Source organism: Methylobacterium sp. 1A (assembly GCF_058072805.1).
Genome location: NZ_JBYQVE010000001.1, coordinates 2,869,390 through 2,893,477 on the forward strand (window position 1 = coordinate 2,869,390; position 24,088 = coordinate 2,893,477).

32 protein-coding genes are annotated in these 24,088 nt (G+C 68.5%); 16 read left to right on the forward strand and 16 right to left on the reverse strand.

Annotation, left to right across the window (positions count from 1 at the left end; translation table 11 throughout):
• Positions 1-311: 311 nt before the first annotated feature.
• From flgB to ACX9MN_RS14040, 7 genes are all read left to right on the forward strand, one after another.
• Positions 312-713 carry a flagellar basal body rod protein FlgB gene (gene flgB, locus ACX9MN_RS14010; protein ID WP_489724733.1) on the forward strand — a complete coding sequence of 134 codons (402 nt, stop codon included), beginning with the start codon at positions 312-314 and terminating at the stop codon, positions 711-713.
• A 65-nt stretch (positions 714-778) separates the two neighbouring features.
• Positions 779-1,186 carry a flagellar basal body rod protein FlgC gene (gene flgC, locus ACX9MN_RS14015; RefSeq protein WP_020094248.1) on the forward strand — a complete coding sequence of 136 codons (408 nt, stop codon included), beginning with the start codon at positions 779-781 and terminating at the stop codon, positions 1,184-1,186.
• A gap of 44 nt (positions 1,187-1,230) precedes the next feature.
• Positions 1,231-1,545, forward strand: coding sequence for a flagellar hook-basal body complex protein FliE (gene fliE / locus ACX9MN_RS14020; protein WP_012319201.1), 315 nt, complete (start codon positions 1,231-1,233; stop codon positions 1,543-1,545).
• 48 nt (positions 1,546-1,593) lie between these two features.
• Positions 1,594-1,860: a flagellar biosynthesis protein FliQ gene (fliQ, locus tag ACX9MN_RS14025; protein WP_012319200.1), complete on the forward strand. Its 267-nt coding sequence runs from the start codon at positions 1,594-1,596 to the stop codon at positions 1,858-1,860.
• 51 nt (positions 1,861-1,911) lie between these two features.
• On the forward strand, positions 1,912-2,673 hold the full coding sequence (gene fliR / locus ACX9MN_RS14030; RefSeq protein WP_042675345.1) for a flagellar biosynthetic protein FliR: 762 nt from the start codon (positions 1,912-1,914) through the stop codon (positions 2,671-2,673).
• A gap of 53 nt (positions 2,674-2,726) precedes the next feature.
• On the forward strand, positions 2,727-3,794 hold the full coding sequence (gene flhB, locus ACX9MN_RS14035; protein WP_020094251.1) for a flagellar biosynthesis protein FlhB: 1,068 nt from the start codon (positions 2,727-2,729) through the stop codon (positions 3,792-3,794).
• 179 nt (positions 3,795-3,973) lie between these two features.
• Positions 3,974-6,769, forward strand: a complete 2,796-nt coding sequence (locus ACX9MN_RS14040) for an ATP-binding protein (RefSeq protein ID WP_489724734.1) — start codon at positions 3,974-3,976, stop codon at positions 6,767-6,769.
• A 123-nt stretch (positions 6,770-6,892) separates the two neighbouring features.
• On the opposite strand, the gene recA is transcribed toward ACX9MN_RS14040, so the two are convergent.
• The 16 genes from recA to rpsL form a co-directional block, all read right to left on the reverse strand.
• Positions 6,893-7,954: a recombinase RecA gene (gene recA, locus ACX9MN_RS14045; protein WP_373866322.1), complete on the reverse strand. Its 1,062-nt coding sequence runs from the start codon at positions 7,952-7,954 to the stop codon at positions 6,893-6,895.
• A gap of 516 nt (positions 7,955-8,470) precedes the next feature.
• A complete protein-coding gene (rpsQ, locus tag ACX9MN_RS14050) occupies positions 8,471-8,734 on the reverse strand; it encodes a 30S ribosomal protein S17 (RefSeq protein ID WP_020094254.1) in 264 nt (87 codons plus the stop codon).
• Positions 8,735-8,755: 21 nt separating this feature from the next.
• Complete coding sequence (rpmC, locus tag ACX9MN_RS14055; protein WP_020094255.1) at positions 8,756-8,971, reverse strand: 50S ribosomal protein L29; 216 nt, start codon at positions 8,969-8,971, stop codon at positions 8,756-8,758.
• A 12-nt stretch (positions 8,972-8,983) separates the two neighbouring features.
• On the reverse strand, positions 8,984-9,397 hold the full coding sequence (gene rplP / locus ACX9MN_RS14060) for a 50S ribosomal protein L16 (RefSeq protein ID WP_012319193.1): 414 nt from the start codon (positions 9,395-9,397) through the stop codon (positions 8,984-8,986).
• Between the two features lie 11 nt (positions 9,398-9,408).
• The gene (gene rpsC / locus ACX9MN_RS14065) at positions 9,409-10,155 is read right to left on the reverse strand and encodes a 30S ribosomal protein S3 (RefSeq protein WP_012319192.1); all 747 of its coding nucleotides are present in this window, start codon (positions 10,153-10,155) and stop codon (positions 9,409-9,411) included.
• 10 nt (positions 10,156-10,165) lie between these two features.
• Positions 10,166-10,552: a 50S ribosomal protein L22 gene (rplV, locus tag ACX9MN_RS14070; RefSeq protein WP_012319191.1), complete on the reverse strand. Its 387-nt coding sequence runs from the start codon at positions 10,550-10,552 to the stop codon at positions 10,166-10,168.
• Position 10,553: 1 nt separating this feature from the next.
• Positions 10,554-10,832, reverse strand: a complete 279-nt coding sequence (rpsS, locus tag ACX9MN_RS14075) for a 30S ribosomal protein S19 (protein ID WP_012319190.1) — start codon at positions 10,830-10,832, stop codon at positions 10,554-10,556.
• Between the two features lie 5 nt (positions 10,833-10,837).
• The gene (rplB, locus tag ACX9MN_RS14080) at positions 10,838-11,674 is read right to left on the reverse strand and encodes a 50S ribosomal protein L2 (protein WP_020094256.1); all 837 of its coding nucleotides are present in this window, start codon (positions 11,672-11,674) and stop codon (positions 10,838-10,840) included.
• Positions 11,675-11,699: 25 nt separating this feature from the next.
• The gene (locus ACX9MN_RS14085) at positions 11,700-11,996 is read right to left on the reverse strand and encodes a 50S ribosomal protein L23 (protein WP_020094257.1); all 297 of its coding nucleotides are present in this window, start codon (positions 11,994-11,996) and stop codon (positions 11,700-11,702) included.
• Positions 11,993-12,613 (reverse strand): 50S ribosomal protein L4, encoded by a 621-nt coding sequence (gene rplD / locus ACX9MN_RS14090; protein ID WP_020094258.1) that lies wholly within the window; start codon positions 12,611-12,613, stop codon positions 11,993-11,995. Before rplD ends, ACX9MN_RS14085 begins: the two co-directional genes overlap by 4 nt.
• A complete protein-coding gene (gene rplC, locus ACX9MN_RS14095) occupies positions 12,613-13,338 on the reverse strand; it encodes a 50S ribosomal protein L3 (RefSeq protein WP_020094259.1) in 726 nt (241 codons plus the stop codon). The genes rplD and rplC overlap by 1 nt, the downstream gene beginning before the upstream one ends.
• A 51-nt stretch (positions 13,339-13,389) precedes the next feature.
• Entirely contained in the window at positions 13,390-13,698 is a 309-nt protein-coding gene (rpsJ, locus tag ACX9MN_RS14100; RefSeq protein ID WP_007569268.1) for a 30S ribosomal protein S10, read from the reverse strand.
• Between the two features lie 80 nt (positions 13,699-13,778).
• Entirely contained in the window at positions 13,779-14,969 is a 1,191-nt protein-coding gene (gene tuf, locus ACX9MN_RS14105; protein WP_020093754.1) for an elongation factor Tu, read from the reverse strand.
• A gap of 44 nt (positions 14,970-15,013) precedes the next feature.
• On the reverse strand, positions 15,014-17,089 hold the full coding sequence (fusA, locus tag ACX9MN_RS14110) for an elongation factor G (RefSeq protein WP_020096272.1): 2,076 nt from the start codon (positions 17,087-17,089) through the stop codon (positions 15,014-15,016).
• A gap of 30 nt (positions 17,090-17,119) precedes the next feature.
• Positions 17,120-17,590 (reverse strand): 30S ribosomal protein S7, encoded by a 471-nt coding sequence (rpsG, locus tag ACX9MN_RS14115; protein ID WP_012319183.1) that lies wholly within the window; start codon positions 17,588-17,590, stop codon positions 17,120-17,122.
• A 128-nt stretch (positions 17,591-17,718) separates the two neighbouring features.
• Complete coding sequence (gene rpsL, locus ACX9MN_RS14120) at positions 17,719-18,090, reverse strand: 30S ribosomal protein S12 (protein ID WP_007557568.1); 372 nt, start codon at positions 18,088-18,090, stop codon at positions 17,719-17,721.
• A 774-nt stretch (positions 18,091-18,864) separates the two neighbouring features.
• Here rpsL and ACX9MN_RS14125 point away from each other — a divergent pair.
• The 9 genes from ACX9MN_RS14125 (at position 18,865) to rpsH (ending at position 24,084) form a co-directional block, all read left to right on the forward strand.
• Entirely contained in the window at positions 18,865-19,668 is an 804-nt protein-coding gene (locus tag ACX9MN_RS14125) for an ABC transporter substrate-binding protein (RefSeq protein WP_489724735.1), read from the forward strand.
• Positions 19,669-19,687: 19 nt separating this feature from the next.
• Complete coding sequence (locus ACX9MN_RS14130; protein ID WP_489724736.1) at positions 19,688-20,425, forward strand: amino acid ABC transporter permease; 738 nt, start codon at positions 19,688-19,690, stop codon at positions 20,423-20,425.
• Entirely contained in the window at positions 20,422-21,117 is a 696-nt protein-coding gene (locus ACX9MN_RS14135; RefSeq protein ID WP_489724737.1) for an amino acid ABC transporter permease, read from the forward strand. Before ACX9MN_RS14130 ends, ACX9MN_RS14135 begins: the two co-directional genes overlap by 4 nt.
• 193 nt (positions 21,118-21,310) lie before the next feature.
• A complete protein-coding gene (locus ACX9MN_RS14140; RefSeq protein ID WP_091683603.1) occupies positions 21,311-21,688 on the forward strand; it encodes a hypothetical protein in 378 nt (125 codons plus the stop codon).
• A 402-nt stretch (positions 21,689-22,090) separates the two neighbouring features.
• Positions 22,091-22,459: a 50S ribosomal protein L14 gene (gene rplN, locus ACX9MN_RS14145; RefSeq protein ID WP_010686182.1), complete on the forward strand. Its 369-nt coding sequence runs from the start codon at positions 22,091-22,093 to the stop codon at positions 22,457-22,459.
• Entirely contained in the window at positions 22,459-22,773 is a 315-nt protein-coding gene (gene rplX, locus ACX9MN_RS14150) for a 50S ribosomal protein L24 (protein ID WP_012319178.1), read from the forward strand. The genes rplN and rplX overlap by 1 nt, the downstream gene beginning before the upstream one ends.
• The gene (rplE, locus tag ACX9MN_RS14155; protein ID WP_020096277.1) at positions 22,766-23,332 is read left to right on the forward strand and encodes a 50S ribosomal protein L5; all 567 of its coding nucleotides are present in this window, start codon (positions 22,766-22,768) and stop codon (positions 23,330-23,332) included. Before rplX ends, rplE begins: the two co-directional genes overlap by 8 nt.
• A 40-nt stretch (positions 23,333-23,372) precedes the next feature.
• Positions 23,373-23,678 (forward strand): 30S ribosomal protein S14, encoded by a 306-nt coding sequence (gene rpsN / locus ACX9MN_RS14160; RefSeq protein ID WP_010686179.1) that lies wholly within the window; start codon positions 23,373-23,375, stop codon positions 23,676-23,678.
• 10 nt (positions 23,679-23,688) lie between these two features.
• Positions 23,689-24,084 carry a 30S ribosomal protein S8 gene (rpsH, locus tag ACX9MN_RS14165; protein WP_010686178.1) on the forward strand — a complete coding sequence of 132 codons (396 nt, stop codon included), beginning with the start codon at positions 23,689-23,691 and terminating at the stop codon, positions 24,082-24,084.
• Positions 24,085-24,088: the final 4 nt, after the last annotated feature.

Genomic DNA, 24,088 nt, shown 5'->3' on the forward strand with positions numbered 1-24,088 from the left:
TTACGCACTCGCACGTTCCGACCGCCGCGGGTGCGCGCCGGCACGGACTTGATCCATACCACGCCGGAGGGGCGGCAAGGCAAACGACGTTAAGAGTTCGTTAACAGACCTTTTAATTGAGCGCGCGCAAGACAATAGGTCGGGACTGCGCCGCCGGCCCGGCCGAACCGGGGGTTCACTCCCCCGCGGCGCGAGCTGACGCGGGCACCGGCCGACCCGGAGATCGGGCTTAACGCGCCGTTAACCATGCAGGCGGCAGATTTTGCCGAGCCCGCTCGTCCCGGCGCGGCCACGCCATCCCGGAGGCGACCATGGCCCTCACCGATCTGCCCGTGCTGAGCATGCTGCGCACGCGGATGCAATGGGCGCAGGCGCGCCAGGGCGTGATCGCCGAGAACGTCGCCAACGCCGACATGCCGGGGTTCAAGCCCCGCGACCTCGTGGAGCCGCGCTTCGACCGGGCGACCGGCGCCCTCGCCACCAGCGGCTCCGGCCTGACACTCACGAGCGCGGGCCACATGGCGTCGCCTGGCCAGACGGTCGGCGCCGACTCCAAGCGCGCCAAGGGCTTCGAGGTCCGGCCCAGCGGCAACGGCGTCAACCTCGAGGACGAGATGATGAAGGCCGGCGAGAACCAGGCGGACTACCAGCTCGCCGCCTCGCTTTACCAGCACAGCCTGACCACCCTGAAGATCGCGATCGGCAAGAGCTGACGCGCGACGACCGAATGTGGAGCGCCGACGGCCGCGGGGTCGCGGCAGCGGGAGGGTCCTGAGCCATGGAATTCACGAAGTCGCTGGCGGTGGCGGCCGCGGGCCTCAAGGCCCAGTCGGGCCGGATGCGCATCATCGCCGAGAACATCGCCAACGCCGATTCCGCGCCGGCCTCCGCCGGGGCGCAGCCCTACCGCCGCAAGATCCCGACCTTCACCAGCCACCTCGACGACGAGACCGGTGCCAAGCTCGTCGAGGCGGGGCGCGTCAGGCGCGACCCGTCGGCCTTCCGGACCAAGTACGAGCCCGGCAACCCCGCGGCCGACGCCCAGGGCGTGGTGCAGATGCCCAACGTCAACGCGCTGATCGAGAACATGGACCTGCGGGAGGCCCAGCGCTCCTACGAGGCGAACCTCAACATGATCAGCGCCACCCGCAAGATGCTGGCGCAGACCCTCGGCATCCTGAAGTGACCCCCGAAGCCCGCGGCAGGACCGCTTAGCAAGGACGCATGGCGATGGCTTCGAGCAACTTCGCGGCGGGTGCCTACGCGGCCGTCCAGGGCCTCGCCGGCGGCCGGCCCGCCCCCCGGGTGCAGCCGACGACCGGCACCGGCACCGACTTCATGCAGATGCTCGGGCAGACCCTGGACAGCGTCGGCGATGCCGGCCGTCGGGCCGATTCCCAGGCCGTCTCCGCGGCCGCCGGCAAGGCCAACGTCGTGGACGTGGTCACCGCGGTCGCCGAGAGCGAGACGGCCCTGCAGACCATGGTGGCGGTGCGCGACCGCATGATCTCCGCCTACGAGGAGATCATGCGGATGCAGATCTGACCGGCCGACCGTTTCCCCGCCCGCTCCCCCCGCACTGAGCGCACCCCCATGACCGGTCTCGCCATCCTCGACATCGCCCGCGACGGCATCTTCGTGTTCCTCAAGGTGGCCGGGCCCCTGATGCTGGTCGCGCTCGCGGTCGGCCTCGCCGTGTCCCTGGTCCAGGCCCTGACGCAGATCCAGGAGCAGACGCTGATCTACGTGCCCAAGGTCGTGGCGGTGTTCGCCGCGCTCCTGCTGATGCTGCCCTTCATGGGCGACGCCATGGCCGGCTACATGACCCGCATCGCCGCCCGCATCGCGGCCGGCGGCTGATGCGCCCGCCGGCCGGGACAGGCGCGGCCCCCGCGTGCCATAGGGGCCGCGATGAACCTGCTCCTGCCCGGCATCGCCTCGGCCTACCTGATCACCTTCGCGCGCATCGGCACGCTGATCATGCTGATGCCGGGGATCGGCGAGCAGACGGTGTCGCCGCGCCTGCGCCTCGCCTTCGCGCTGCTCACGTCCCTGGTGCTGTTCCCGACCGTGCGCCCGCTGCTCGGCGGCACGGAGGGCGTGGCCGGCCCGCGGCTGATCGGGCTCCTGTTCGGCGAGACGATCATCGGGCTGGTGCTCGGCCTCACGGTGCGGATGATCCTCGCCGCCCTTCAGACCGCCGGAGTGATCATCTCGGCACAAGTCGGGCTGTCCTACGCGATGACGGTGGATCCGAGCCAGGGCGGCCAGCAGGTGGCGATCGGCAACTTCCTGTCGTTGCTCGGGATCACGCTGATCTTCGCCGCGGACCTGCACCATCTCGCCATCGAGGGCGTGGCCCGCAGCTACGTGGTGCTGCCCCCCGACGGCGTGCCGTCCTTCTCGGACGCGCTGATGCTGGCCACGAAGGCGCTGGCTCGGGGCTTCACCCTGGCGGTGCAGATCGCCGGCCCATTCATCGCCTTCGGGATCCTGTTCAACCTGGGTCTCGGCGTGCTGTCGCGGCTGATGCCCCAGATGCAGGTGTTCTTCCTGGCGGTCCCGGCCTCGGTGCTGATCGGCATGCTGCTGCTGATGGGCTGCCTCGGCGTCATGATGGGCGTCTTCCTGGACGACCTGGGCCGGTATCTCGGGGATTACGTCGGCCGCTGAGCGGCCGGATCGCCCTTACCCCGACGATGTCCCCGCTCTGAGCCCGACGCGCGATGGCCGACGATACCGACGACGAGGACAAGACCGAGGAGCCGTCCCAACGACGGCTCGATCAGGCGATCGAGCGCGGCGACGTCGCGACCAGCACCGAGATCAACACCTTCGCGATACTGGCCGCGTTCACCCTGGCGCTGCTGGTCGCGGCCCCGACCATCGCCACGAACCTGCTGCACGGGCTCAAGGCCTACCTCGCCAACGCCCATACCCTGCCGGACGACGCCACGGCCATGAAGGCGGCCATGACGCGCGGCTTGTGGCTGTGGCTCCAGGCGGTGGCGGTGCCGGTCGGGCTGGCGGTCGTGGCCGGGCTGGCCGCGGGGCTCCTGCAGCACCCGCTGGTCTTCTCCGCCGAGACGCTGATGCCGAAATTCTCGCGCCTCTCGCCGATGGCGGGCGTGAAGCGGCTCCTCGGCGTCGAGGCCCTGTTCCAGTTCGGCAAGGGGCTGGCGAAGATCGCCGCCGTGGGCGTGGTCGGCGCGGTGATGCTGTGGAACGACCGCGACCGGCTGGAAGTGTTCGCCCAGCTGGACCCGGCCGCCTCCATGCCGGCGATCCTGTCCCTCAGCCTGAAGCTGCTCGCCGGCATGCTGTGCATGCACCTCGCGATCACCCTCGGTGACGCGCTCTACGCGCGGTTCCGCTGGCGCAAGCGCCACCGGATGTCGAAGGAGGAGCTCAAGCAGGAGATGAAGGAGTCGGAGGGCAATCCCGAGGTGAAGGGGCGCCTGAAGCAGCTCCGGATGGCCCGGGTGAAGAAGCGCATGATGGCCGCGGTTCCCACCGCCACCGTCGTGGTGACGAACCCCACCCACTACGCGGTGGCGCTGCGCTACGAGACCGGCATGGCCGCGCCGGTCTGCGTCGCCAAGGGCGTCGACGCGCTCGCCCTGCGCATCCGCGCGGTGGCGGCCGAGCACGGCGTCGCGGTGATCGAGAACCCGCCGCTCGCCCGGGCGCTCCACGCCACCGTGGAGATCGACCGGGAGATCCCGGCCGAGCACTATCGCGCGGTGGCGGAGGTCATCGGGTTCGTGCTGCGCCTGCGGAGACGTGCAGCGTAGCCCCGCGCGATCCGCGCGCCGCGCCGTCTCGCCGAACGCCCGGTGGGGCGAAAGCCACGCTTCCTCCACCTTTTTTCGCGAGGCTGTGTCAAGGCTTGGCGCGACGAGACTGATGCCGCGCCCCGCATGTCCTGATATGGCCGGCGGACTAACCGGGTGACTGTTCTGGAATGAAGCCGATGGCCGACGTCACTGGACCTCCGGCGCCCGCCGCGGGCCCGCAGAATTCGGGTCCCCCGGTCGCGCAGGCCTCGTCCCTGCTCGGAACGGGCTCGATCGACCGCTCGGAACAGCCGGGCCGGGTCGGCCTGCTCCTCGTGCTCGCTGGCCTGCTGGTCGGCGCGGCCATCGGCCTGTCCTTCGTGGCCAACGAGCAGGCCCAGTCGCTGATCGTCTGGCTGCTGGCCCTGCTGGCCATGGCGGGCGTGTTCTTCCTGTTCGCCCTCGCCATCGGGGCGCTCCAGCTCAGCGGCAGCGCCGCCCGGGACGACATCACAAAGGGCATCGTCGACGCCTCGCCGGACGGCCAGCTGGTCGTCGAGGACGGCGGCCGGCTGATCTACGCCAACGAGGCCTATCTCCGGATCGCCAGCGGCGACACCTTCTCCAACCTCGTGCCGGTGGAGCGCATCCTCGTCGGCTCGCCGGAGGTCTCCGAGGCGGTCTACCGCCTGTCGCAGGCCTCGCGCGACGCCCGGGCCCACACCGAGGAGGTGCGGATGTCGCCGCCCCTCGGGCCCACGGCCGGCGAGCGCGGCTTCGGCTGGTACCGGGTCTCGGTGCGGCCCCTCGCGCGCCCGCGCCGGGCGGCCTCCCTCTGGACGGTGGCCGACATCACCGCCGAGCGGGAGCGGCAGGAGAACGTCTTCCAGGAACTCCAGCACGCCATCGACTACCTCGACCACGCCCCGGCGGGCTTCCTGTCGATCGATCCGGCGGGCGCCATCGTCTACATGAACGCGACCCTGGCGGCCTGGCTCGGCTACGACCTCGCCAGCGTCGGCCCCGGCGGCCCGCACCTCACCGAGATCGCCCCGGAGGCGGACGTGCTGGTGCGCACGGCCGGCCTGCCGGGCGAGGTCCGCACCGACCGCTTCGACCTCGACCTGCGCCGCCGCAACGGTCACACCCTGCCGGTCCGGCTCTACCACCGGGTCGCCTTCGGCAAGGACGGCAAGCCCGGCTCGTCGCGGACCTTCGTGATCAACCGCTCCGCCGGAGCCGAGACCGACGAGCCGCAGCGCGCCGCCGAGGTCCGGCTCGCCCGCTTCCTCAACAACTCGCCGATCGCCATCGCGACCCTCGACAGCGGCGGCCGGATCGCCCGCGCCAACGCCTCGTTCACGCGCCTGTTCGGCACGGTCCCGCGGCAGGCCGACGACGGCGCCCCGGACGGGGAGGGTGTCCCGCGGGTCGAGCCCAACGTCGCCGACTCGGTGGCCGACCGGACCGCCCTGGAGGCCGGGCTCGCCCGCGCCGCGAGCGGGCGGACCGACCCGGAGCCCATCGAGGTCCAGCTCAACGGGCCCGGCGGCCGCTCGGCCCGGGTCTGGCTCAGCCCGGCCGACGGCGGCGATGCCGGCCAGCAGACCGACGAGGCCGAGCGGGTGATCCTCTACGCCCTCGACACGACGGCGCAGCGCCAGCTGGAACAGCAGGTCGCCCAGGCCCAGAAGATGAACGCGGTCGGCCAGCTCGCCGGCGGCATCGCGCACGACTTCAACAACGTCCTGCAGGCGATCATCGGCTACTCGGACCTGCTGCTCGCGAGCCACCGGCCGACCGATCCGGCCTTCCAGGACATCATGCAGATCAAGCAGAACGCCAACCGGGCGGCGGGCCTCGTCCGCCAGCTCCTGGCGTTCTCCCGCCGGCAGACGCTGCGCCCGGAGGTGATGAATGTCGGGGAGGCGCTCTCCGAGCTGACCCTCCTCCTCAAGCGGCTGCTCGGCGAGCGCGTCGCGCTGGAGCTGAAGCACGGCCGCGAGGTCTGGCCCGTGAAGGCCGACGTCAACCAGTTCGAGCAGGTGATCGTCAATCTCGCGGTCAACGCCCGCGACGCCATGCCGGAGGGCGGCAAGCTGATGATCCGCACCGAGAACGTCTCCGATCCGGGGGCGGCCGCCGGGGCGGAGGGGCGCGGCGGGGCGCCGGCGGGCGACCACGTGCTGATCGAGGTGCGCGACACCGGCCAGGGCATCCCGCCCGAGCTGATGGAGAAGATCTTCGAGCCGTTCTTCACCACCAAGGAGATCGGCAAGGGCACCGGCCTCGGACTCTCGACGGTGTTCGGCATCGTCAAGCAGTCCGGCGGCACCATCGACGTGCAGTCGAAGATCGGGGAGGGCACGGCCTTCCGCATCTACCTGCCGCGTCACGTGCCCGTGGCGGAGCCCGAGGAGGTGCCGGTCGCGGCGGCCGAGCCGGCACTGCCGCGCGCGGAGCCGCTCGCGCCGGCTTCCACCACCGCCCATCCCGATTCCGGGTCGGACGCCAAGCCGGTCACCGCGCCGGCCGCGGGCGGCGACGCCGCTGTGCCGAAGGGGGAGACGCCGCCCGCCAAGGTCGACAAGCCGGCGCCGCGCAAGCCCGCCGCCGATCATACGGGGCAGGGGACCATCCTGCTCGTCGAGGACGAGGACCCGGTGCGGGCGGTCAACAGCCGGGCGCTCTCGGCCCGCGGCTACACGGTGCTGGAGGCGGCCTCGGGCCTCGAGGCCCTGGCGATCGTCCGCGAGGGCGCGCAGACCATCGATCTCGTCGTCTCCGACGTGGTCATGCCCGAGATGGACGGCCCGACGCTCCTGCGGGAGGTGCGCAAGCATCAGCCCGACCTGAAGGTGATCTTCGTGTCCGGCTACGCCGAGGACGCGTTCCGCAAGAACCTGCCCGAGGGTGAGACCTTCAACTTCCTGCCCAAGCCCTTCAGCCTGAAGCAGCTCGTCGAGACCGTGAAGAAGACGATGGCGGACTGACCGGCCTGTCGCGTCCGGTCACCGTCGCTCAACGAAGAGCGGCCCCGGAGAGACTCCGGGGCCGCGCATCTTCGAACGTCGCAAGGTCCGCCGCGCGCCGTCGCCGGCCCGCGGCGGCGCGACCTACGCCTCGCCCTCGTCGAGATCGTCCGCCGTCGGGGCGGCGTTCTCCAAGATCTTCTCGGCGACCAGACCGGAATTCTGCCGGATCGAGCCCTCGATCTCGGCGGCGATCTTCGGATTGTCGCGCAGGAAGCCCTTCGAGTTCTCGCGGCCCTGGCCGAGGCGCTGGCTGTTGTACGAGAACCAGGCGCCCGACTTCTCGACGATCCCGGCCTTCACGCCGAGGTCGATCAGCTCGCCGACCTTCGACACGCCCTCGCCGAACATGATGTCGAACTCGACCTGCTTGAAGGGCGGGGCGACCTTGTTCTTCACCACCTTGACGCGGACCTGGTTGCCGATCGCCTCATCGCGGTCCTTGAGCGTCGAGATGCGGCGGATGTCGAGGCGCACCGAGGCGTAGAACTTGAGGGCGTTGCCGCCCGTGGTCGTCTCGGGGCTGCCGTACATGACGCCGATCTTCATCCGGATCTGGTTGATGAAGATGACCATGCAGTTCGAGCGCGAGATCGAGCCGGTCAGCTTGCGCAGGGCCTGGCTCATCAGGCGGGCCTGGAGGCCGGGCTGGCTCTCGCCCATCTCGCCCTCGATCTCGGCCCGCGGGGTCAGCGCGGCCACCGAATCGACCACCAGCACGTCGATGGCGCCGGAGCGCACGAGCGTGTCGGTGATCTCGAGCGCCTGCTCGCCCGTGTCGGGCTGGGAGATCAGCAGGTCGTCGAGGTTCACGCCGAGCTTGCGGGCGTAGACCGGGTCGAGGGCGTGCTCGGCGTCCACGAACGCGCAGACGCCGCCCTTCTTCTGGGCCTCCGCGATCGTGTGGAGCGCCAGCGTCGTCTTGCCGGACGATTCGGGACCGTAGATCTCGATCACGCGGCCGCGGGGAAGGCCGCCGACGCCCAGCGCGATGTCGAGGCCCAGCGAGCCGGTCGAGACGGTCTCGACCTCTTGGACCTTGTCGCTCTTGCCGAGCCGCATGATCGAGCCCTTGCCGAAGGCGCGCTCGATCTGAGACAGGGCGGCGTCGATCGCCTTGGACTTGTCCTTGTCCACCGGGGGCATGTCGACCACTTTCAATGCGGGCTGGGCCATCTGGCGGGCTCCTTATGAAGGGGTTGGACGCAGTTCACAACGCGCGTCGCCACCGCCTCTATGTACCCGTTTTGTTCTCAACCAGCAAGGCCGGAACGCGGTTTTGCAGCATGCAGGTCACGAAATCCCGGCTCGAGCCCCGGATGCCCCGCGACAGCAATCCAATCCGGTAATCGGCCGCGAGGACCCGTACGAACGCCGACACAATGCGCCGAACGGGACGACCGCCAGCCGCAATGGCGACGCCGCGCGCGGTCCCGCAGCAGGCTCGGCCCGCCGGCGACCGGGACCCAACCGCCACACAGGCGGCCGAAAACGACGACGCCCGGCACGAATCCGGCTCTCGCGAGTCGAATTGCGTCCGGGCGTTCGTCGTACCGGTCACCGGGCATCCCCGGGATGGTCACCCCAGAGATAGCACCATCCCGCGACGCCGCGGGCCGGGATCTGGCGGACGCGGAGACCGCAGCCGCCGGGATCCCGGGATCAGGCGGCCTCGCCGGCCTCGGCCTGGGCGGCCTCGCCCTCGACCAGCTTCCAGGTCTTGGTCTTGGAGAACGGACGGCACTCCTCGATGAACACCGTCTGCCCGACCTTGGCGACGTTGCCCTCGTCGTGCGCGTGGTAGTTCTTCGACCGCCGCACGGTCTTCTTCATCACCGGGTGCGTGAAGCGGCGCTCCACCTTCACCACGATGGTCTTCTCACCCTTGTCGCTGACGACGGTGCCCTGCAGGATGCGCTTCGGCATGGTTGTCTCCTAAAACCCGCCTCAGCCCTTGGCCTGCTGCAGCGTCTTGGAACGCTGCAGAGTCCGGACACGGGCGATGTCGCGACGGACCTCGCGGACGCGGGCGACGTTCTCGAGCTGGCCGGTGGCCCCCTGGAAGCGCAGGTTGAACTGCTCCTTCTTGAGGTTGATCAGCTCGTCATTCAGCTGATCCGGCGACAGCGCCTTCAGATCAGACAGTCTCTGGGTCGACTTCACGATATCCTCCGTTCAGTCGGCGATGCGCTGGACGACCCGCGTGCGGATCGGGAGCTTCGCGGCGCCGAGGCGGAGCGCCTCCTTGGCGATGTTCTCGGCAACGCCGTCGACCTCGAACATGATCCGGCCGGGATGGACCCGGGCCGCCCAGTAATCCGGGGCGCCCTTACCGGAACCCATGCGGACCTCGGTCGGCTTCGACGACACCGGGACGTCCGGGAACACCCGGATCCAGACGCGGCCCTGGCGCTTCATCTCGCGGGTGATCGCGCGGCGGGCCGCCTCGATCTGGCGGGCGGTGACGCGCTCGGGCTCCACCGCCTTCAGGCCGAACTGGCCGAAGTTCAGCTCGAAGCCGCCCTTGGCCGCACCGTGGATGCGGCCCTTGAACTGCTTGCGGAAGCGGGTCTTTTTCGGTTGCAGCATGGCTTCCTACCTTACGCGTGCTCGCGCTCGCGGCGTCCGCGCTCGCGGCCGCCCTCGCCATCGCGCTCACGGCGTCCGCCGGAGCGGCCGCCCTCTTCCTGGGCCTTCTTGTCCTGGGCCATCGGGTCGTGCTCGAGGATCTCGCCCTTGAACACCCACACCTTGATGCCGCAGGTCCCGTAGGTCGTGAACGCCGTGGCGGTGCCGTAGTCGACGTCGGCGCGCAGCGTGTGCAGCGGGACGCGGCCCTCGCGGTACCATTCCTGACGGGCGATCTCGGCGCCGCCGAGACGGCCCGAGCAGTTGATCCGGATGCCCTCGGCGCCCAGACGCATGGCCGACTGCACGGCCCGCTTCATAGCGCGCCGGAAGGCGACGCGGCGCTCGAGCTGCTGGGCGATCGAGTCGGCCACCAGGGTGGCGTCGATCTCGGGCTTGCGCACCTCGACGATGTTGATGGTCACGTCGGCCTTCGTCATCGTGCCGACGAGCTTGCGCAGCTTCTCGATGTCCGCGCCCTTCTTGCCGATCACCACGCCCGGACGACCCGAGTGAATGGTGACCCGGCACTTCCGGTGCGGGCGCTCGATGACGATCTTGGAGACCGCCGCCTGCTTGAGCTGCTTCATGAGGGCGGCGCGGATCGCGACGTCCTCGTGCATGAGCTTCGCGTAGTCGCCCTTGTTGGCGAACCAGCGGGAATCCCAGGTCCGGTTGATGCCGAGCCGGAGACCGATCGGGTTGACTTTCTGACCCATCAGATCCTCCTCAAGCCGCTTCGGCTTGGCGGACTTCGCGAACCACGATGGTGAGGTTCGAGAAGGGCTTCAGGATGCGCGCGCCGCGGCCGCGGGCGCGGGCGTGGAAACGCTTGAGAACCAGCGCCTTGCCCACGAAGGCCTGGGACACGACGAGGTCGTCGACGTCCAGGTCGTGGTTGTTCTCGGCGTTGGCGATGGCGCTCTCGAGGCACTTCTTGACCTCGGTCGAGATCCGCTTGCGCGAGAACTGCAACTCGGCGAGCGCCGTGTCGACCTTCTTGCCGCGGATCATCTGCGCCACGAGGTTGAGCTTCTGCGGGCTGACGCGCAGCATGCGCGCGACGGCCTTCGCCTCGTTCTCGGGGAGCGCGCGGGGGGTGGCTTGCTTGCCCATCTCAGCGCCTCTTCGCCTTCTTGTCGGCCGCGTGGCCCGGGAAGGTGCGGGTCGGCGAGAACTCGCCGAACTTGTGCCCGACCATCTCCTCGGTGACGTAGACCGGGATGTGCTTCTGCCCGTTGTGCACACCGAAGGTGAGCCCGACGAACTGCGGGAGGATCGTGGAGCGGCGGCTCCAGATCTTGATGACCTCGGAGCGCGAGGAGCCCCGCGCCGCCTCGGCCTTCTTGAAGAGGTAGCCGTCGACGAACGGCCCCTTCCAGAGAGAGCGTGCCATAGCGATTACTTCTTGCGGTTGTGGCGGCTGGACAGGATGAACACGTCGGTCCGCTTGTTGGACCGGGTCTTCTTCCCCTTGGTGGGCACGCCCCAGGGCGTGACCGGGTTGCGGCCGCCCGAGGTGCGACCCTCGCCGCCGCCGTGCGGATGGTCGACCGGGTTCATCGCCACACCGCGGTTGTGCGGGCGCTTGCCGAGCCAACGGTTGCGCCCGGCCTTGCCGAGCGAGATGTTCATGTGGTCCGGGTTGGAGACCGCGCCGACGCTGGCGAAGCACTGGCCGTGGACCAGGCGCTGCTCGCCCGAGTTCAGGCGGAGCGTCACGTAGCCCTGGTCGCGGCCGACGATCTGCGCGTAGTTGCCGGCCGAACGGGCGATCGCGCCGCCCTTACCGATCTTCAGCTCGACATTGTGGACGATCGTGCCCACCGGCATCGAGCCGACCGGAGCGGCGTTGCCCGGCTTGATGTCGACGCTCTCGCCGGCCACCACCTTGTCGCCCGGCTGCAGGCGCTGCGGGGCCAGGATGTAGCTCTGCTTCCCGTCGGGGAAGTTGATCAGCGCGATGAACGCCGTGCGGTTCGGATCGTACTCGATCCGCTCCACCGTAGCGGCGACGCCGAGCTGCTCGCGACGCTTGAAGTCGACGTTGCGCAGCACGCGCTTGTGGCCGCCGCCGCGGAAGCGGACGGTGATGCGGCCGAGATTGTTGCGGCCGCCGGAGGACGACTTGCCCTCCGTCAGCGCCTTCACCGGCTTGCCCTTGTAGAGCTCACGGCGGTCGACGAGCACGAGCTGGCGCAGGCTCGGCGTGACCGGTTTGAATGTCTTCAAGGCCATCGGCTTGGATCCCTAAATCCCGTCCTCAGAGCCCGGTCGTGACGTCGATCGAGTGGCCCTCGGCCAGGGTCACGATCGCCTTCTTCACGTCGGAGCGCTGTCCGCGGAGACCGCGGAAAATCTTCTTCTTACCCTTGGTGACAAGGGTGTTCACGGCCGTGACCTTCACGTCGAACAGCTTCTCGACGGCCTCCTTGATCTGAGGCTTCGTCGCCTTGGGGGCGACGCGGAAGACGACCTTGTTCTGCTCGGTCAGGTTGGTCGCCTTCTCGGTGATGACCGGGGAGACGACGATGTCGTAGTGGCGCGGATCGGCACTCATTTGAAACGCTCCTCCAGCGCGTCGACGGCAGCCTTCGTCAGGACGAGCGTGTCGCGGCGCAGGATGTCGTAGACGTTGATGCCCTGCACGGGCAGCACGTCGATCTGCGGGATGGCGCGGGCGGCCCGGCCGAAATTCACGTCGACCTCGGCACCGCCGATGATCAGCGCGTTCGAGAGGCCCATCTTGCCGAAGCGCTCGATGAGACCCTTGGTCTTGTGATCCTCGATCTTGATGTCGTCGACGACGATCAGGGTCGAGGCCTTGGCCTTGGCCGACAGGGCGTGGCGCAGGGCCAGCGCGCGGACCTTCTTGGGCAGGTCATGGCTGTGGTCGCGCGGCACGGGGCCGAAGGCGCGCCCGCCGCCGCGGAACTGCGGCGCCGAGGCCGCGCCGTGGCGGGCGTTACCGGTGCCCTTCTGCTTGTAGAGCTTCTTGCGGGTCCGGTTCACGTCCGAGCGGTTCTGCACGGCGTGGGTACCGGCGCGCCGCTTGGCGAGCTGCCAGCGGACCATGCGCTGCAGCAGGTCGGCGCGCGGCTCCAGGCCGAAGATCTCTTCATTCAGCTCGACCGAGCCGGCGCCGGCACCGTCGAGGGTTTTGATATCGAGCTTCATCACGCGGTCTCCTCAGCCGCAGGGGCCTCGGTCGCCGGGGCGGAGGCGCCGTTCTCGCGGAACTTGCCCGGCAGCGGAACGTCGGCGGGGAGCTTGCGCTTCACCGCGTCGCGGATCTGGATCCAGCCGCCGGCGACGCCCGGGACCGCGCCCTCGACCAGGATCAGGCCGCGCTCGGGATCGGTGCGCACGACGCGCAGGTTCTGGGTGGTGACCCGCTCGACGCCGAGGTGACCCGGCATCTTCTTGTTCTTGAAGGTCTTGCCCGGGTCCTGGCGGCCGCCGGTCGAACCGATCGAGCGGTGCGAGATCGACACGCCGTGGGTGGCGCGCAGGCCGCCGAAGTTCCAGCGCTTGATACCGCCGGCGAAGCCCTTACCGGTCGTGGTGCCGGTGACATCCACGAACTGGCCGGGGATGAAGTGGTCCGCGGTGATCTCGGCGCCGACCGGGATCAGCGCGTCCTCGGACACGCGGAACTCGGCGAGCTTCTTCTTCGGCTCGACCTTGGCGACCGCGAAGCGACCCCGCTCGGCGGCCGAGACGTTCTTGACCTTGGCCTTGCCGACGCCGACCTGCAGCGCGACGTAGCCGTTCTTCTCGACGGTGCGGTGGGCAACCACCTGGCACTGATCGATCTTGAGCACGGTGACGGGGACATGCTCCCCCGCGTCCGTGAAGACGCGGGTCATGCCGACCTTCTGTGCGATGACGCCTGAGCGCATAGGTTCTCTCCCTCGCGCGATGAAACGGTAAGCTCTAAGTCCTCAGCGGACTCAGAGCTTGATCTCCACGTCCACGCCAGCGGCGAGGTCGAGCTTCATCAGCGCGTCCACGGTCTGAGGCGTCGGATCGACGATATCGAGCACCCGCTTGTGCGTGCGCATCTCGAACTGCTCGCGCGACTTCTTGTCGATGTGGGGCGAGCGGTTCACGGTGAACTTGGCGATGTGCGTCGGGAGCGGGATCGGGCCGCGGATGGTCGCGCCCGTACGCTTGGCCGTGGAGACAATCTCCTTGGTCGACGCATCGAGGATGCGGTGATCGAACGCCTTGAGGCGAATGCGGATGTTCTGACCGTTCATGATCCTGGAACCTTGAGAGGGACGGCGGGGTACGCGAGGCCTTCACCCCGCCGCGCCCTGCTAAGGATGCTTGCTCGAGCTCAGTCGTTGATGGCGGCGACGACGCCGGCGCCGACGGTGCGGCCGCCCTCGCGGATGGCGAAGCGCAGCTTCTCCTCCATGGCCACCGGCACGATCAGCGCCACGTCCATGGTCACGTTGTCGCCCGGCATCACCATCTCGGTGCCCTCCGGCAGCGTGCAGATCCCGGTCACGTCCGTGGTCCGGAAGTAGAACTGCGGCCGGTAGTTGGTGAAGAACGGCGTGTGGCGGCCGCCCTCCTCCTTGGTCAGGATGTACGCCTCGGCCTTGAACTTCGAGTGCGGCTTCACCGAACCCGGCTTGCACACGACCTGGCCGCGCTCCACGTCCTCGCGCTTCGTGCCGCGCAGCAGCACGCCGACGTTGTCGCCCGCCTGCCCCTGGTCGAGCAGCTTGCGGAACATCTCCACGCCCGTCACCGTCGTCTTGGTGGTCGCCCGGATGCCGACGATCTCGACTTCCTCGCCCACCTTCACGATGCCGCGCTCGACGCGACCCGTCACCACCGTGCCGCGGCCCGAGATCGAGAACACGTCCTCGATCGGCATCAGGAACGGCATGTCGATCGGACGCTCCGGCTGCGGGATGTAGCTGTCCACGGTCGCCATCAGCGCCAGGACCGCCTCCTTGCCGATCTTCGGCTCCTTGTCCTCGAGCGCCATCAGCGCCGAGCCCTTGGTGATCGGGATGTCGTCACCGGGGAAGTCGTACTTCGACAGCAGCTCGCGCACCTCCAGCTCGACCAGCTCCAGGAGCTCCTCGTCGTCGACCATGTCGACCTTGTTGAGGAACACCACCAGCGCCGGGACGCCGACCTGGCGGGCCAGCAGGATGTGCTCGCGGGTCTGCGGCATCGGGCCGTCGGCCGCCGACACCACCAGGATCGCGCCGTCCATCTGCGCCGCGCCCGTGATCATGTTCTTCACGTAGTCGGCGTGGCCGGGGCAGTCCACGTGTGCGTAGTGACGGTTCTGCGTCTCGTACTCCACGTGCGCCGTCGAGATCGTGATCCCGCGCGCCTTCTCCTCAGGCGCCTTGTCGATCTGGTCGTAGGCCGTGAACGTCGCCCCGCCCGTCTCGGCCAGGACCTTCGTGATCGCCGCCGTCAGAGACGTCTTGCCGTGATCGACGTGGCCGATCGTGCCAATGTTGCAGTGCGGCTTGGTGCGGGAGAACTTTTCCTTGCCCATCAGAGCCTCCTAGATTCGAATTCGCGTTGCGGAAGAAGAGATGCTTAGGCGTACTTGGCGATGACCTTGTCGGCCTCGCCGCGCGGCACCTCTTCGTAGTGATCGAACTGCATCGTGAAGTTGGCGCGGCCCTGCGAGAAGGAGCGCAGCTGGTTCACGTAGCCGAACATGTTGGCCAGCGGCACCATCGCGTTGATGACGTTGGCGTTGCCGCGCATGTCCTGACCCTGGATCTGGCCGCGGCGGGCGTTCAGGTCGCCGATGACCGAGCCGGTGTACTCCTCCGGCGAGACGACCTCGACCTTCATCACCGGCTCGAGCAGGACCGAGCCGCCCTTCTGCAGCGCCTCGCGGAAGGCGGCGCGGGAGGCGATCTCGAAGGCGAGCGCCGAGGAGTCGACGTCGTGGTAGGCGCCGTCGACCAGCTCGACCTTGACGTCGACCACCGGGAAGCCGGCGAGGACGCCCGCGCCGAGGACCGAGTTGAGGCCCTTCTCGACGCCCGGGATGTACTCCTTGGGCACCGCGCCGCCGACGATCTTCGACTCGAACGAGAAGCCGGCGCCCGGCTCGTTCGGCTCGACGACGAACTTCACGCGGGCGAACTGGCCGGTACCGCCGGTCTGCTTCTTGTGCGTGTAGTCGATCTCCTGACGGCGCGTCAGCTTCTCGCGGTAGGCGACCTGCGGCTGGCCGATATTCGCGTCGACCTTGTAGGTGCGGCGCAGGATGTCGACCTTGATGTCCAGGTGAAGCTCGCCCATCCCCTTGAGGATGGTCTGGCCGGATTCCTGGTCGGTGGAGACGCGGAAGGACGGGTCCTCGGCGGCGAGCTTCGAGAGCGCGATGCCGAGCTTCTCCTGGTCGGCCTTCGACTTCGGCTCGACGGCGATCTCGATGACGGGCTCGGGGAACTCCATCTTCTCGAGGATCACGGCCTTCTGCGGGTCGCAGAGGGTGTCGCCCGTGCGGGTGTCCTTGAGGCCGGCCAGCGCGACGATGTCGCCCGCGAAAGCCTCCTTGATGTCCTCACGGTTGTTGGCGTGCATCAGGAGCATGCGGCCGACGCGCTCCTTCTTGTCGCGCGACGAGTTCAGCACGTTGGCGCCGGTCTCGACCTTGCCGGAGTACACGCGGCAGAAGGTGATCGTGCCGACGTGGGGATCGTCCATGATCTTGAAGGCGAGCATGGAGAAGGGATCCGCATCCGACGGGTGACGGACGGTCTCTTCCTCGGTCTTGAAGTCGATGCCCTTGATCTCGCCGCGATCGGCCGGGGAGGGCAGGTAGTCCACGACGGCGTCGAGGAGCGGCTGCACGCCCTTGTTCTTGAACGCCGAGCCGCAGAGCACCGGGTGGAAGGCGCGCAGCTGGACAGCCTTGCGCACCAGGACGCGCATGGTGGCCTCGTCGGGCTCGTTGCCGTCGAGGTAGGCGGCCATGGCGTCGTCGTCGAGCTCGACGCAGGCCTCGACCAGCTTGGTGCGGTACTCGACGGCCTGGTCCTTGAGGTCGGCCGGGATCTCGGTCTCGTCGAAGTTGGCGCCGAGCGCCTCACCCGACCAGACGATCGCCTTCATCTTGATGAGGTCGATCACGCCCTGAAAGCTCGACTCGGCGCCGATCGGCAGCTGCAGGCAGACGGGCTTGCCGGCGACGCGGTCGATGATGTCGGCGACGCATTTGAAGAAGTCGGCGCCGATCTTGTCCATCTTGTTGACGAACACGACGCGCGGCACGTCGTACTTGTCGGCCTGACGCCACACGGTCTCGGTCTGCGGCTCGACGCCCTGGTTGCCGTCGAGCACGCACACGGCGCCGTCGAGGACGCGGAGCGAGCGCTCGACCTCGATGGTGAAGTCGACGTGGCCGGGGGTGTCGATGATGTTCAGGCGCTTGTCGCGCCAGAAGCAGGTCGTCGCAGCCGAGGTGATCGTGATGCCACGCTCCTGCTCCTGCGCCATCCAGTCCATCGTGGCGGCGCCCTCATGGACCTCGCCGATCTTGTGGGACTTTCCGGTGTAGTAGAGGATCCGCTCGGTCGTCGTGGTCTTGCCGGCATCGATGTGGGCCATGATGCCGAAGTTGCGGTAGTCCTCGATCGCGTGCGTGCGGGGCATCGAATTGCTCCTGAGAGACGGCGGAACCGCTTACCAGCGGTAGTGCGAGAAGGCGCGGTTGGCTTCCGCCATCCGGTGCGTGTCTTCGCGCTTCTTGACGGCGTTGCCGCGGTTGTTCGCGGCGTCGAGCAGCTCGGCCGAGAGGCGCTCGACCATGGTGCGGTCGTTGCGCGAACGCGCGGCCTGGATCAGCCAGCGGATCGCGAGAGCCTGACGGCGCTCGGTGCGGACCTCGACGGGGACCTGGTAGGTCGCGCCGCCGACGCGGCGGGAGCGGACCTCGATCATCGGGGCGACGTTGTCGAGCGCGGCGCGGAACACCTCGATCGGGTTGGCCCGGGCGCGGTTCTCGACGATGTCGAAGGCACCGTAGACGATCCGCTCGGCGGTCGACTTCTTGCCCTCGTACATGATGGAGTTCATGAACTTCGTCAGCACCACGTCCCCGTACTTCGGGTCCGGGATGATCTCACGCTTCTCGGCAGAGTGACGACGGGACATCTTCTGAGACTCTCGAACGAAAAGATCTTAAGCGCCCCGCGCAGGCCGCCTTAGCCCTGAGGCCGGCGACATCCTTGCGAGGCCGTGGAAACGCGTACCGGCGCCCGGGAAATATCCGGGCGTCCGACTTACTTCGGACGCTTGGCGCCGTACTTCGACCGGCGCTGCTTGCGGTTCTTCACGCCCTGCGTGTCGAGCACGCCGCGCAGGATGTGGTAGCGCACACCCGGAAGATCCTTCACGCGGCCGCCGCGGATCATCACCACGGAGTGCTCCTGAAGGTTGTGACCCTCGCCCGGGATGTAGCCGATCACCTCGAAACCGTTGGTGAGGCGCACCTTGGCGACCTTCCGGAGCGCCGAGTTCGGCTTCTTCGGGGTCGTCGTGTAAACGCGGGTGCAGACGCCGCGCTTCTGCGGGCAAGCGTCGAGCGCCGGAACCTTGTTGCGGCTCCGCTGGATCTTCCGCGGCTGGGCGATCAGCTGGTTGATCGTCGGCATCCTGTGCCCTCTTCCTCGGTCACCTAGTCCGAACTGCGCAGGGCAGTCCGCAAAACGAATATGCGCCGGAGGGCCTGTCACGGACCCTCGGCGCGGTGTGGGCAGAGGAGCACGCCCGAAACGAACGCGCTCGTACCTACGGATCTGACTTACAGCGTCAGGCGATTTGAACCCTCGGAGCGCTCGGGGCGATGGCGGCGGCTTCCGGGGTTGCGCCCAAGGGCCGTCGGCAGCCGATGGCCGTCCGAAGTGGCGCGCTTCTAGACGCCGTTGCGCCGCAGGTCAATGCGGTCACGGCAGAAAACTGCACCGCGGCGGAGGTTAAGGATCGGTCAAGGGCGCGCACGGCGCCCGCGATCGGCGAGCCTTCGCGACGGCGGAGCCGAGGGACCGCTATCGCGCACGGCGCCTTGTCCCGTCAACGGAAGCCGGGGCAGGCCGGTCAAGTCGCGGCGGGACTTCGGCGCAGCCTCGGGCCGTGCCCGGGCGCGGCAGGAAAATCTGCCCCGCAGCCGCCAGATCTTTCGGCGAGCGGCGCCCACCCGCGAGGAAAAAATAGAATCTTTCTCCGTTGATTTTCGCGTTCTCCAAAGATGAAAATGTGGCGGCGGTCGAGATAAATCCGACTGGCATCCTCTGACTTTGCGCAAAGAGCGAAGACAAGATCGATTTATACCTCAACTCAGGAGTCCGACGCGGTTTAGACTGCAATATTCGCGATATTTGATCATCGCTCTGCCTGTACCGGCCCCGAACCATTCGACGGAGTCACCCGTGCGCCGCCTCTTCGCCCTCGTTCTCGCGACCCTCCTGTCGGTCGGCCCCGCAACGGCCGACCGTCTGGACGACATCAGAAAGGCCGGCGTTCTCCGGGTCGCCGCCTTCGACAGCAACCCGCCGTTCGGCTTCGTCGATCCCGCGAGGAAACGGATCGCCGGCCTCGACGTCGACTACGCGCAGGCCATCGCCGACGCGCTCGGCGTCAAGCTGGAGATCCGGCCCACCAACCCGGCGAATCGTATCCCGCTGCTGACCTCCGGCAAGGTCGATCTGGTTCTGGCGAACTTCACTATCACGGACGAGCGGGCCAGGCAGCTCGATTTCAGCATCCCGTACTTCGCCTCCGGCCAGCAGTTCCTGGCCAAGAAGGGCACCCTGTCGTCGCCGGAGCAGCTCAATGGGCTTCGAATCGGTGCAGACAAGGGCACCACCAACGAGATCGTCCTGCGCCGCGACTTCCCGAAGGCGGTCGTGGTCGCCTTCGACGACACGCCCTTCGCATTCACGGCCCTGCGCAACGGCAATGTCCAGGCGATCACGCAGGACGGCCCGAAACTGGTCGGGCTGCTCGCGAAGGTGCCGGACCGGCAGAACTACGAGATCCCCGCCTTCAGCATCTCCAACGACTATATCGGCGTCGGCATCCCGAAGGATGAGGCGCGGCTCCGGGACCGCGTGAACGAGACCCTGCGCGGCCTGGAGTCGAGCGGCAGGGCGGCGGCGATCTACGATCGCTGGTTCGGGCCCGCGACCGAGCAGCCGCTGCCGCGCCTGTTCCGGATCGGGGACCGTCCCTGACCGGGGCGGCACGACGACGATGGCCGCGCTGTTCGGCGATCCACTCGCGCCGCGCTACCTCGTCTGGCTGCTGCAAGGCTTCGGGACGACCCTGACCTTGTCGGCGGCCACCTGTCTTGCCGGCGCGGTGCTGGGCCTCGCGGCGTGCGGGCTGCGCGAGGCGGGCGGGCGCGCGGGGCGCGGCGTCGTGGCCGTCTCCGTCGGCATCGTCCGCAACACACCGCTGCTGGTGCAACTCTTCGTCTGGTACTTCGCGGTGGCCGCCGCCCTGCCGCAGGGCGTGACGGCCTGGCTCAACGCGCCGCACGTCCTGGACCTGGGATTCGGGATCCTGCGCTGGCCCGCTTACGAGAGCCTCGCCGGGTTCTGCGGGCTCACGCTCTACGCGGGCGCCTACATCGCCGAGGAACTCCGCGCCGGCATCAGGGCCGTCCGGCCCGCTCAGCGGGCGGCGGCCCTGGCCCTCGGCCTCACGCCCGTCCAGGCGTTCCGCCACATCGCTCTGCCCCAGGCCCTGCGCGTCGCCTGGCTGCCGATCGTCGGCCAGTACCTCAACACGCTCAAGAACACGTCACTGACCATGACGATCGGCCTCGCGGAGCTGTCCTACGCGTCGCGGCAGGTGGAGACCGAGACCTTCCAGACCTTCCAGGCCTTCGGCATCGCGACGCTGCTCTACGTCGGCGCGGCCGCCGCGGCGGAGACGACCGGGCAGATGCTCGACCGCCGCGCCCGTCGACCGGGCCGGCACCGATGAATCCATCGGTCATCATCGACAATCTCGGCTACCTGATGGTCGGGGCCTGGCCCGACGGGCCGGTCGGCGGGCTGGCCCTGACGCTGATCCTCTCCGGCCTGTCCGGCCTGGCCTCGGCCGCGCTCGGGCTCGTCCTCGGCATCGCCCTGGCCGTGAGCGCGGGCGCGGCCCGGGCAGCGCTCACCGCCGGGCTCGGCTTCTTCCGCGCCGTGCCGGTCGTGATGCTGATCTTCTGGACCTACTTCCTGCTGCCGATCCTGTTCGGCGTGTCGATCCCCGAGATCGGCACGGTCGCGGTGGCGCTGTCGCTCGTCGGAGGCGCCTACCTGTCCCACGGGGTGGCGGCGGGCATCGCGAGCGTCGGCCGTGGTCAGTGGGAGGCCGGCCTCGCGCTCGGCCTCGACCTCTGGCGCACCCTGCGCTTCGTCGTCCTCCCGCAGGCGCTGCGGGCCATGGCACCGTCCTTCGTCAACCAGTGGACCACGCTCATCAAGGACACGTCGCTCGCCTACGTGATCGGCGTGCCCGAACTCGCCTTCGTGGCGGCGCAGGTGAACAACCGCGCGATGGTCTACCCGGCCGAGATCTTCCTCTTCGTCGGTGCCGTGTACGGCATCCTCTGCGCCGGTCTCGACGGGCTGGCCTCCCGGCTGACGAATACCGGCAAGGTCGCGGCACATCGCACCCCGTGACGGAGCGGCCGGCCGACGCGCCCGAGCCGGCTCGCGGGACACGACCGATTTACCGGGGCACACGTGCAAGGCGTACCGGATCGGGGCAGGTGCGCGCCGGCACGGTCTACGGAGAATTAAAGCGATCCATCGAATTGTCGCGCACATCGGGCGGCCAACTCGCCGCCGCAGGTTCGCGTCGAGGGTGTTGCGTATGGGTTGCGTCGCGGTCAGCAACGTCGTTCCGTTCCGGCGGCCGATTCCCGCCCAGGCCCCCGGCGAGCGGGAGGCGCGCAACCGTCGCCGCAGCGAGCAGCGCTCCCTCCTGGACGCTGTCTATGCGACTGGCAGCATGGTCGTCGCCGCGGAGGATCGCGGCCTCAAGCTCACCGCCTCGCGGCTGCAGGTCTACGGCTTCCTGGCGATCGAAGAGGTCGGCGAGGACGGCCTGATGCGGCGGCTTCGCCCGTCCGAGGCGATTCGCGCCCGGTCGGAGCGGCCCTGGCGCCTGTCGAGGCCCGCGAGCGGAGCCTCGGTCACCATCCCGAGCCTCGACGGATTCCTGTTCGAGACGGCCGGCCAACCGATCTGATCGACCCCGAACGCTGCACGTCAACCGACCGGCGCGCCGAGAGGCGCGCCGGTCGTCGCACGTTCAGCGCTCGCGTTCCGCGGCCGGACGGGCGGGCACCGCAGCGATCGAGCCGCGCGGCGCCGCGGACCAGCCCCGAAGCCGGATCAGCCCCCCTATGCGGCGGCGACGATTTCCCGCCGCTCCGCTTGCCATCACCCGCGGCCCGTAGTATGCGCCCGGCCTTCGCGACATTTCCGATGGGTGCTCGCACCCCGTGAACGCGGTGACCGCGCCGGTGTCTGACGACACCGCCAGCGCGGTCGAACACATGAGCCGGGGACGTCAGGTCCCCATCAGGCGTCGTCCGCCGGGCAATACCGTCCGTGTGCGGAAACCCGCCTGAAACAAGGAGTCACGCACGTGATCCAGATGCAGACGAATCTGGACGTCGCCGACAACTCGGGTGCACGCCGTGTGATGTGCATCAAGGTTCTCGGCGGGTCGAAGCGCAAGTATGCCGGCGTCGGCGACGTGATCGTCGTCTCCGTTAAGGAGGCGATCCCGCGCGGTCGCGTCAAGAAGGGCGACGTCATGAAGGCGGTCGTCGTCCGCACAGCGAAGGACGTGAAGCGCGCCGACGGTTCGGTGATCCGCTTCGACAAGAACGCCGCGGTCCTGATCAACAATCAGAAGGAGCCGATCGGCACCCGTATCTTCGGACCGGTGCCGCGCGAGCTCCGCGCCCGCAACCACATGAAGATCATCTCCCTGGCTCCGGAGGTGCTGTAATGGCCGCCAAGATCAAGAAGGGCGACAAGGTCGTCGTGCTCACCGGCCGTGATTCGGGCCGGTCGGGCGAGGTGATCCAGGTTCTGCCGAAGGAAGGCCGGGCCTTCGTGCGCGGCATCAACCTGGTGAAGAAGCACCAGAAGCAGACCCAGAACCAGGAAGGCGGCATCATCTCCAAGGAGGCCGCCATCCAGCTCTCGAACATCGCGGTCGCGGATGCCAACGGCAAGCCGACCCGCGTGGGTTTCCGCATCCTCGAAGACGGGCGCAAGGTCCGGTTCGCCAAGACCACGGGGGATCAGATCGATGGCTGAGGCCGACAAGAACGCCTACACCCCGCGCCTGCGCAAGCACTACGACGAGGTGGTTCGCCAGAAGCTGATCGAAGAGTTCGGCTACAAGAACCCCATGGAAGTGCCGCAGATCACGAAGATCGTGATCAACATGGGCGTCGGCGAGTCCACCGCGGACTCGAAGAAGGCCTCGGTGGCGGCGGGCGACCTCGCCCTGATCGCCGGCCAGAAGCCGGTCATCACCAAGGCCCGCAAGGCCATCGCGACCTTCAAGGTCCGCGAGGGCATGCCGATCGGCTGCAAGGTGACCCTGCGCAAGCAGCGCATGTACGAGTTCATGGACCGGCTGATCACCATCGCGCTGCCGCGCGTGCGTGACTTCCGCGGCCTGAACCCGCGCTCGTTCGACGGCCGCGGCAACTACGCCCTGGGTCTCAAGGAGCACCTCGTGTTCCCGGAGATCTCCTACGACAAGGCCGAGCAGATGTGGGGCATGGACATCGTCGTGGCGACCACCGCCAAGACCGATGCCGAGGCCAAGGCGCTGCTCGCCGCCTTCAAGTTCCCGTTCCGGCAGTGAGGCCCTCGGGTCTCAGACGCGGACACCGGAGATAGACGACATGTCGAAGAAAAGCTCAGTCGAGAAGAATGAGGCCCGCAAGGCGCTGGTGAAGCGCTTCGCGGCCAAGCGGAAGGCGCTCCTCGAGATCGCCAACAACGACGCCCTCGAGATGGAGGAGCGCTTCGAGGCGCGCCTCAAGCTCGCGGAACTGCCGCGCAACTCGTCGGCCACGCGCATCCGCAACCGTTGCGGCATGACCGGCCGTCCGCGCGCCTACTACCGCAAGATGGGCATCTCGCGCGTGGCGCTGCGCGAGCTTGGCAACCGGGGCCTGATCCCCGGCCTGGTCAAGTCGAGCTGGTAAGGAGGTCCCCATGGTCAACGATCCCGTGGGCGACATGCTCACCCGCATCCGCAACGGCCAGCTGCGCCGTCGCAACGTCGTCCAGACGCCCGGCTCGCGCCTGCGCGCCAGCGTCCTCGACGTCCTGAAGTCCGAGGGCTACATCCGCGACTACGCGGCGACCGACCTCGGCAACGGCCGCACCGAGTTCGCCATCGAGCTCAAGTACTACGACGGGCGCCCCGTGATCCGCGAGATCAAGCGCGTCTCGAAGCCGGGCCGCCGGGTCTACTCGTCGGTCGGCGAGTTGCCGCACGTGGCCGACGGCCTCGGCGTCACCATCGTCTCCACCCCGCAGGGCGTCATGGCCGACCACGAGGCGCGTGAGCGCAACGTCGGCGGTGAAGTGCTCTGCACCGTGTTCTGATCGG

Excerpts from the sequence above, each read along its gene's own strand:
- flgB (WP_489724733.1), top strand. The coding sequence starts at position 312 with ATGGCCCTCACCGATCTGCCCGTGCTGAGCATGCTGCGCACGCGGATG.
- flgC (WP_020094248.1), top strand. The coding sequence starts at position 779 with ATGGAATTCACGAAGTCGCTGGCGGTGGCGGCCGCGGGCCTCAAGGCC.
- fliE (WP_012319201.1), top strand. The coding sequence starts at position 1,231 with ATGGCTTCGAGCAACTTCGCGGCGGGTGCCTACGCGGCCGTCCAGGGC.
- fliQ (WP_012319200.1), top strand. The coding sequence starts at position 1,594 with ATGACCGGTCTCGCCATCCTCGACATCGCCCGCGACGGCATCTTCGTG.
- fliR (WP_042675345.1), top strand. The coding sequence starts at position 1,912 with ATGAACCTGCTCCTGCCCGGCATCGCCTCGGCCTACCTGATCACCTTC.
- flhB (WP_020094251.1), top strand. The coding sequence starts at position 2,727 with ATGGCCGACGATACCGACGACGAGGACAAGACCGAGGAGCCGTCCCAA.
- ACX9MN_RS14040 (WP_489724734.1), top strand. The coding sequence starts at position 3,974 with ATGGCCGACGTCACTGGACCTCCGGCGCCCGCCGCGGGCCCGCAGAAT.
- recA (WP_373866322.1), bottom strand. The coding sequence starts at position 7,954 with ATGCCCCCGGTGGACAAGGACAAGTCCAAGGCGATCGACGCCGCCCTG.
- rpsQ (WP_020094254.1), bottom strand. The coding sequence starts at position 8,734 with ATGCCGAAGCGCATCCTGCAGGGCACCGTCGTCAGCGACAAGGGTGAG.
- rplP (WP_012319193.1), bottom strand. The coding sequence starts at position 9,397 with ATGCTGCAACCGAAAAAGACCCGCTTCCGCAAGCAGTTCAAGGGCCGC.
- rpsC (WP_012319192.1), bottom strand. The coding sequence starts at position 10,155 with ATGGGTCAGAAAGTCAACCCGATCGGTCTCCGGCTCGGCATCAACCGG.
- rplV (WP_012319191.1), bottom strand. The coding sequence starts at position 10,552 with ATGGGCAAGCAAGCCACCCCCCGCGCGCTCCCCGAGAACGAGGCGAAG.
- rpsS (WP_012319190.1), bottom strand. The coding sequence starts at position 10,832 with ATGGCACGCTCTCTCTGGAAGGGGCCGTTCGTCGACGGCTACCTCTTC.
- rplB (WP_020094256.1), bottom strand. The coding sequence starts at position 11,674 with ATGGCCTTGAAGACATTCAAACCGGTCACGCCGAGCCTGCGCCAGCTC.
- ACX9MN_RS14085 (WP_020094257.1), bottom strand. The coding sequence starts at position 11,996 with ATGAGTGCCGATCCGCGCCACTACGACATCGTCGTCTCCCCGGTCATC.
- rplD (WP_020094258.1), bottom strand. The coding sequence starts at position 12,613 with ATGAAGCTCGATATCAAAACCCTCGACGGTGCCGGCGCCGGCTCGGTC.
- rplC (WP_020094259.1), bottom strand. The coding sequence starts at position 13,338 with ATGCGCTCAGGCGTCATCGCACAGAAGGTCGGCATGACCCGCGTCTTC.
- rpsJ (WP_007569268.1), bottom strand. The coding sequence starts at position 13,698 with ATGAACGGTCAGAACATCCGCATTCGCCTCAAGGCGTTCGATCACCGC.
- tuf (WP_020093754.1), bottom strand. The coding sequence starts at position 14,969 with ATGGGCAAGGAAAAGTTCTCCCGCACCAAGCCGCACTGCAACATTGGC.
- fusA (WP_020096272.1), bottom strand. The coding sequence starts at position 17,089 with ATGCCCCGCACGCACGCGATCGAGGACTACCGCAACTTCGGCATCATG.
- rpsG (WP_012319183.1), bottom strand. The coding sequence starts at position 17,590 with ATGTCCCGTCGTCACTCTGCCGAGAAGCGTGAGATCATCCCGGACCCG.
- rpsL (WP_007557568.1), bottom strand. The coding sequence starts at position 18,090 with ATGCCGACGATCAACCAGCTGATCGCCCAGCCGCGGAAGATCCAGCGG.
- ACX9MN_RS14130 (WP_489724736.1), top strand. The coding sequence starts at position 19,688 with ATGGCCGCGCTGTTCGGCGATCCACTCGCGCCGCGCTACCTCGTCTGG.
- ACX9MN_RS14135 (WP_489724737.1), top strand. The coding sequence starts at position 20,422 with ATGAATCCATCGGTCATCATCGACAATCTCGGCTACCTGATGGTCGGG.
- ACX9MN_RS14140 (WP_091683603.1), top strand. The coding sequence starts at position 21,311 with ATGGGTTGCGTCGCGGTCAGCAACGTCGTTCCGTTCCGGCGGCCGATT.
- rplX (WP_012319178.1), top strand. The coding sequence starts at position 22,459 with ATGGCCGCCAAGATCAAGAAGGGCGACAAGGTCGTCGTGCTCACCGGC.
- rplE (WP_020096277.1), top strand. The coding sequence starts at position 22,766 with ATGGCTGAGGCCGACAAGAACGCCTACACCCCGCGCCTGCGCAAGCAC.
- rpsN (WP_010686179.1), top strand. The coding sequence starts at position 23,373 with ATGTCGAAGAAAAGCTCAGTCGAGAAGAATGAGGCCCGCAAGGCGCTG.
- rpsH (WP_010686178.1), top strand. The coding sequence starts at position 23,689 with ATGGTCAACGATCCCGTGGGCGACATGCTCACCCGCATCCGCAACGGC.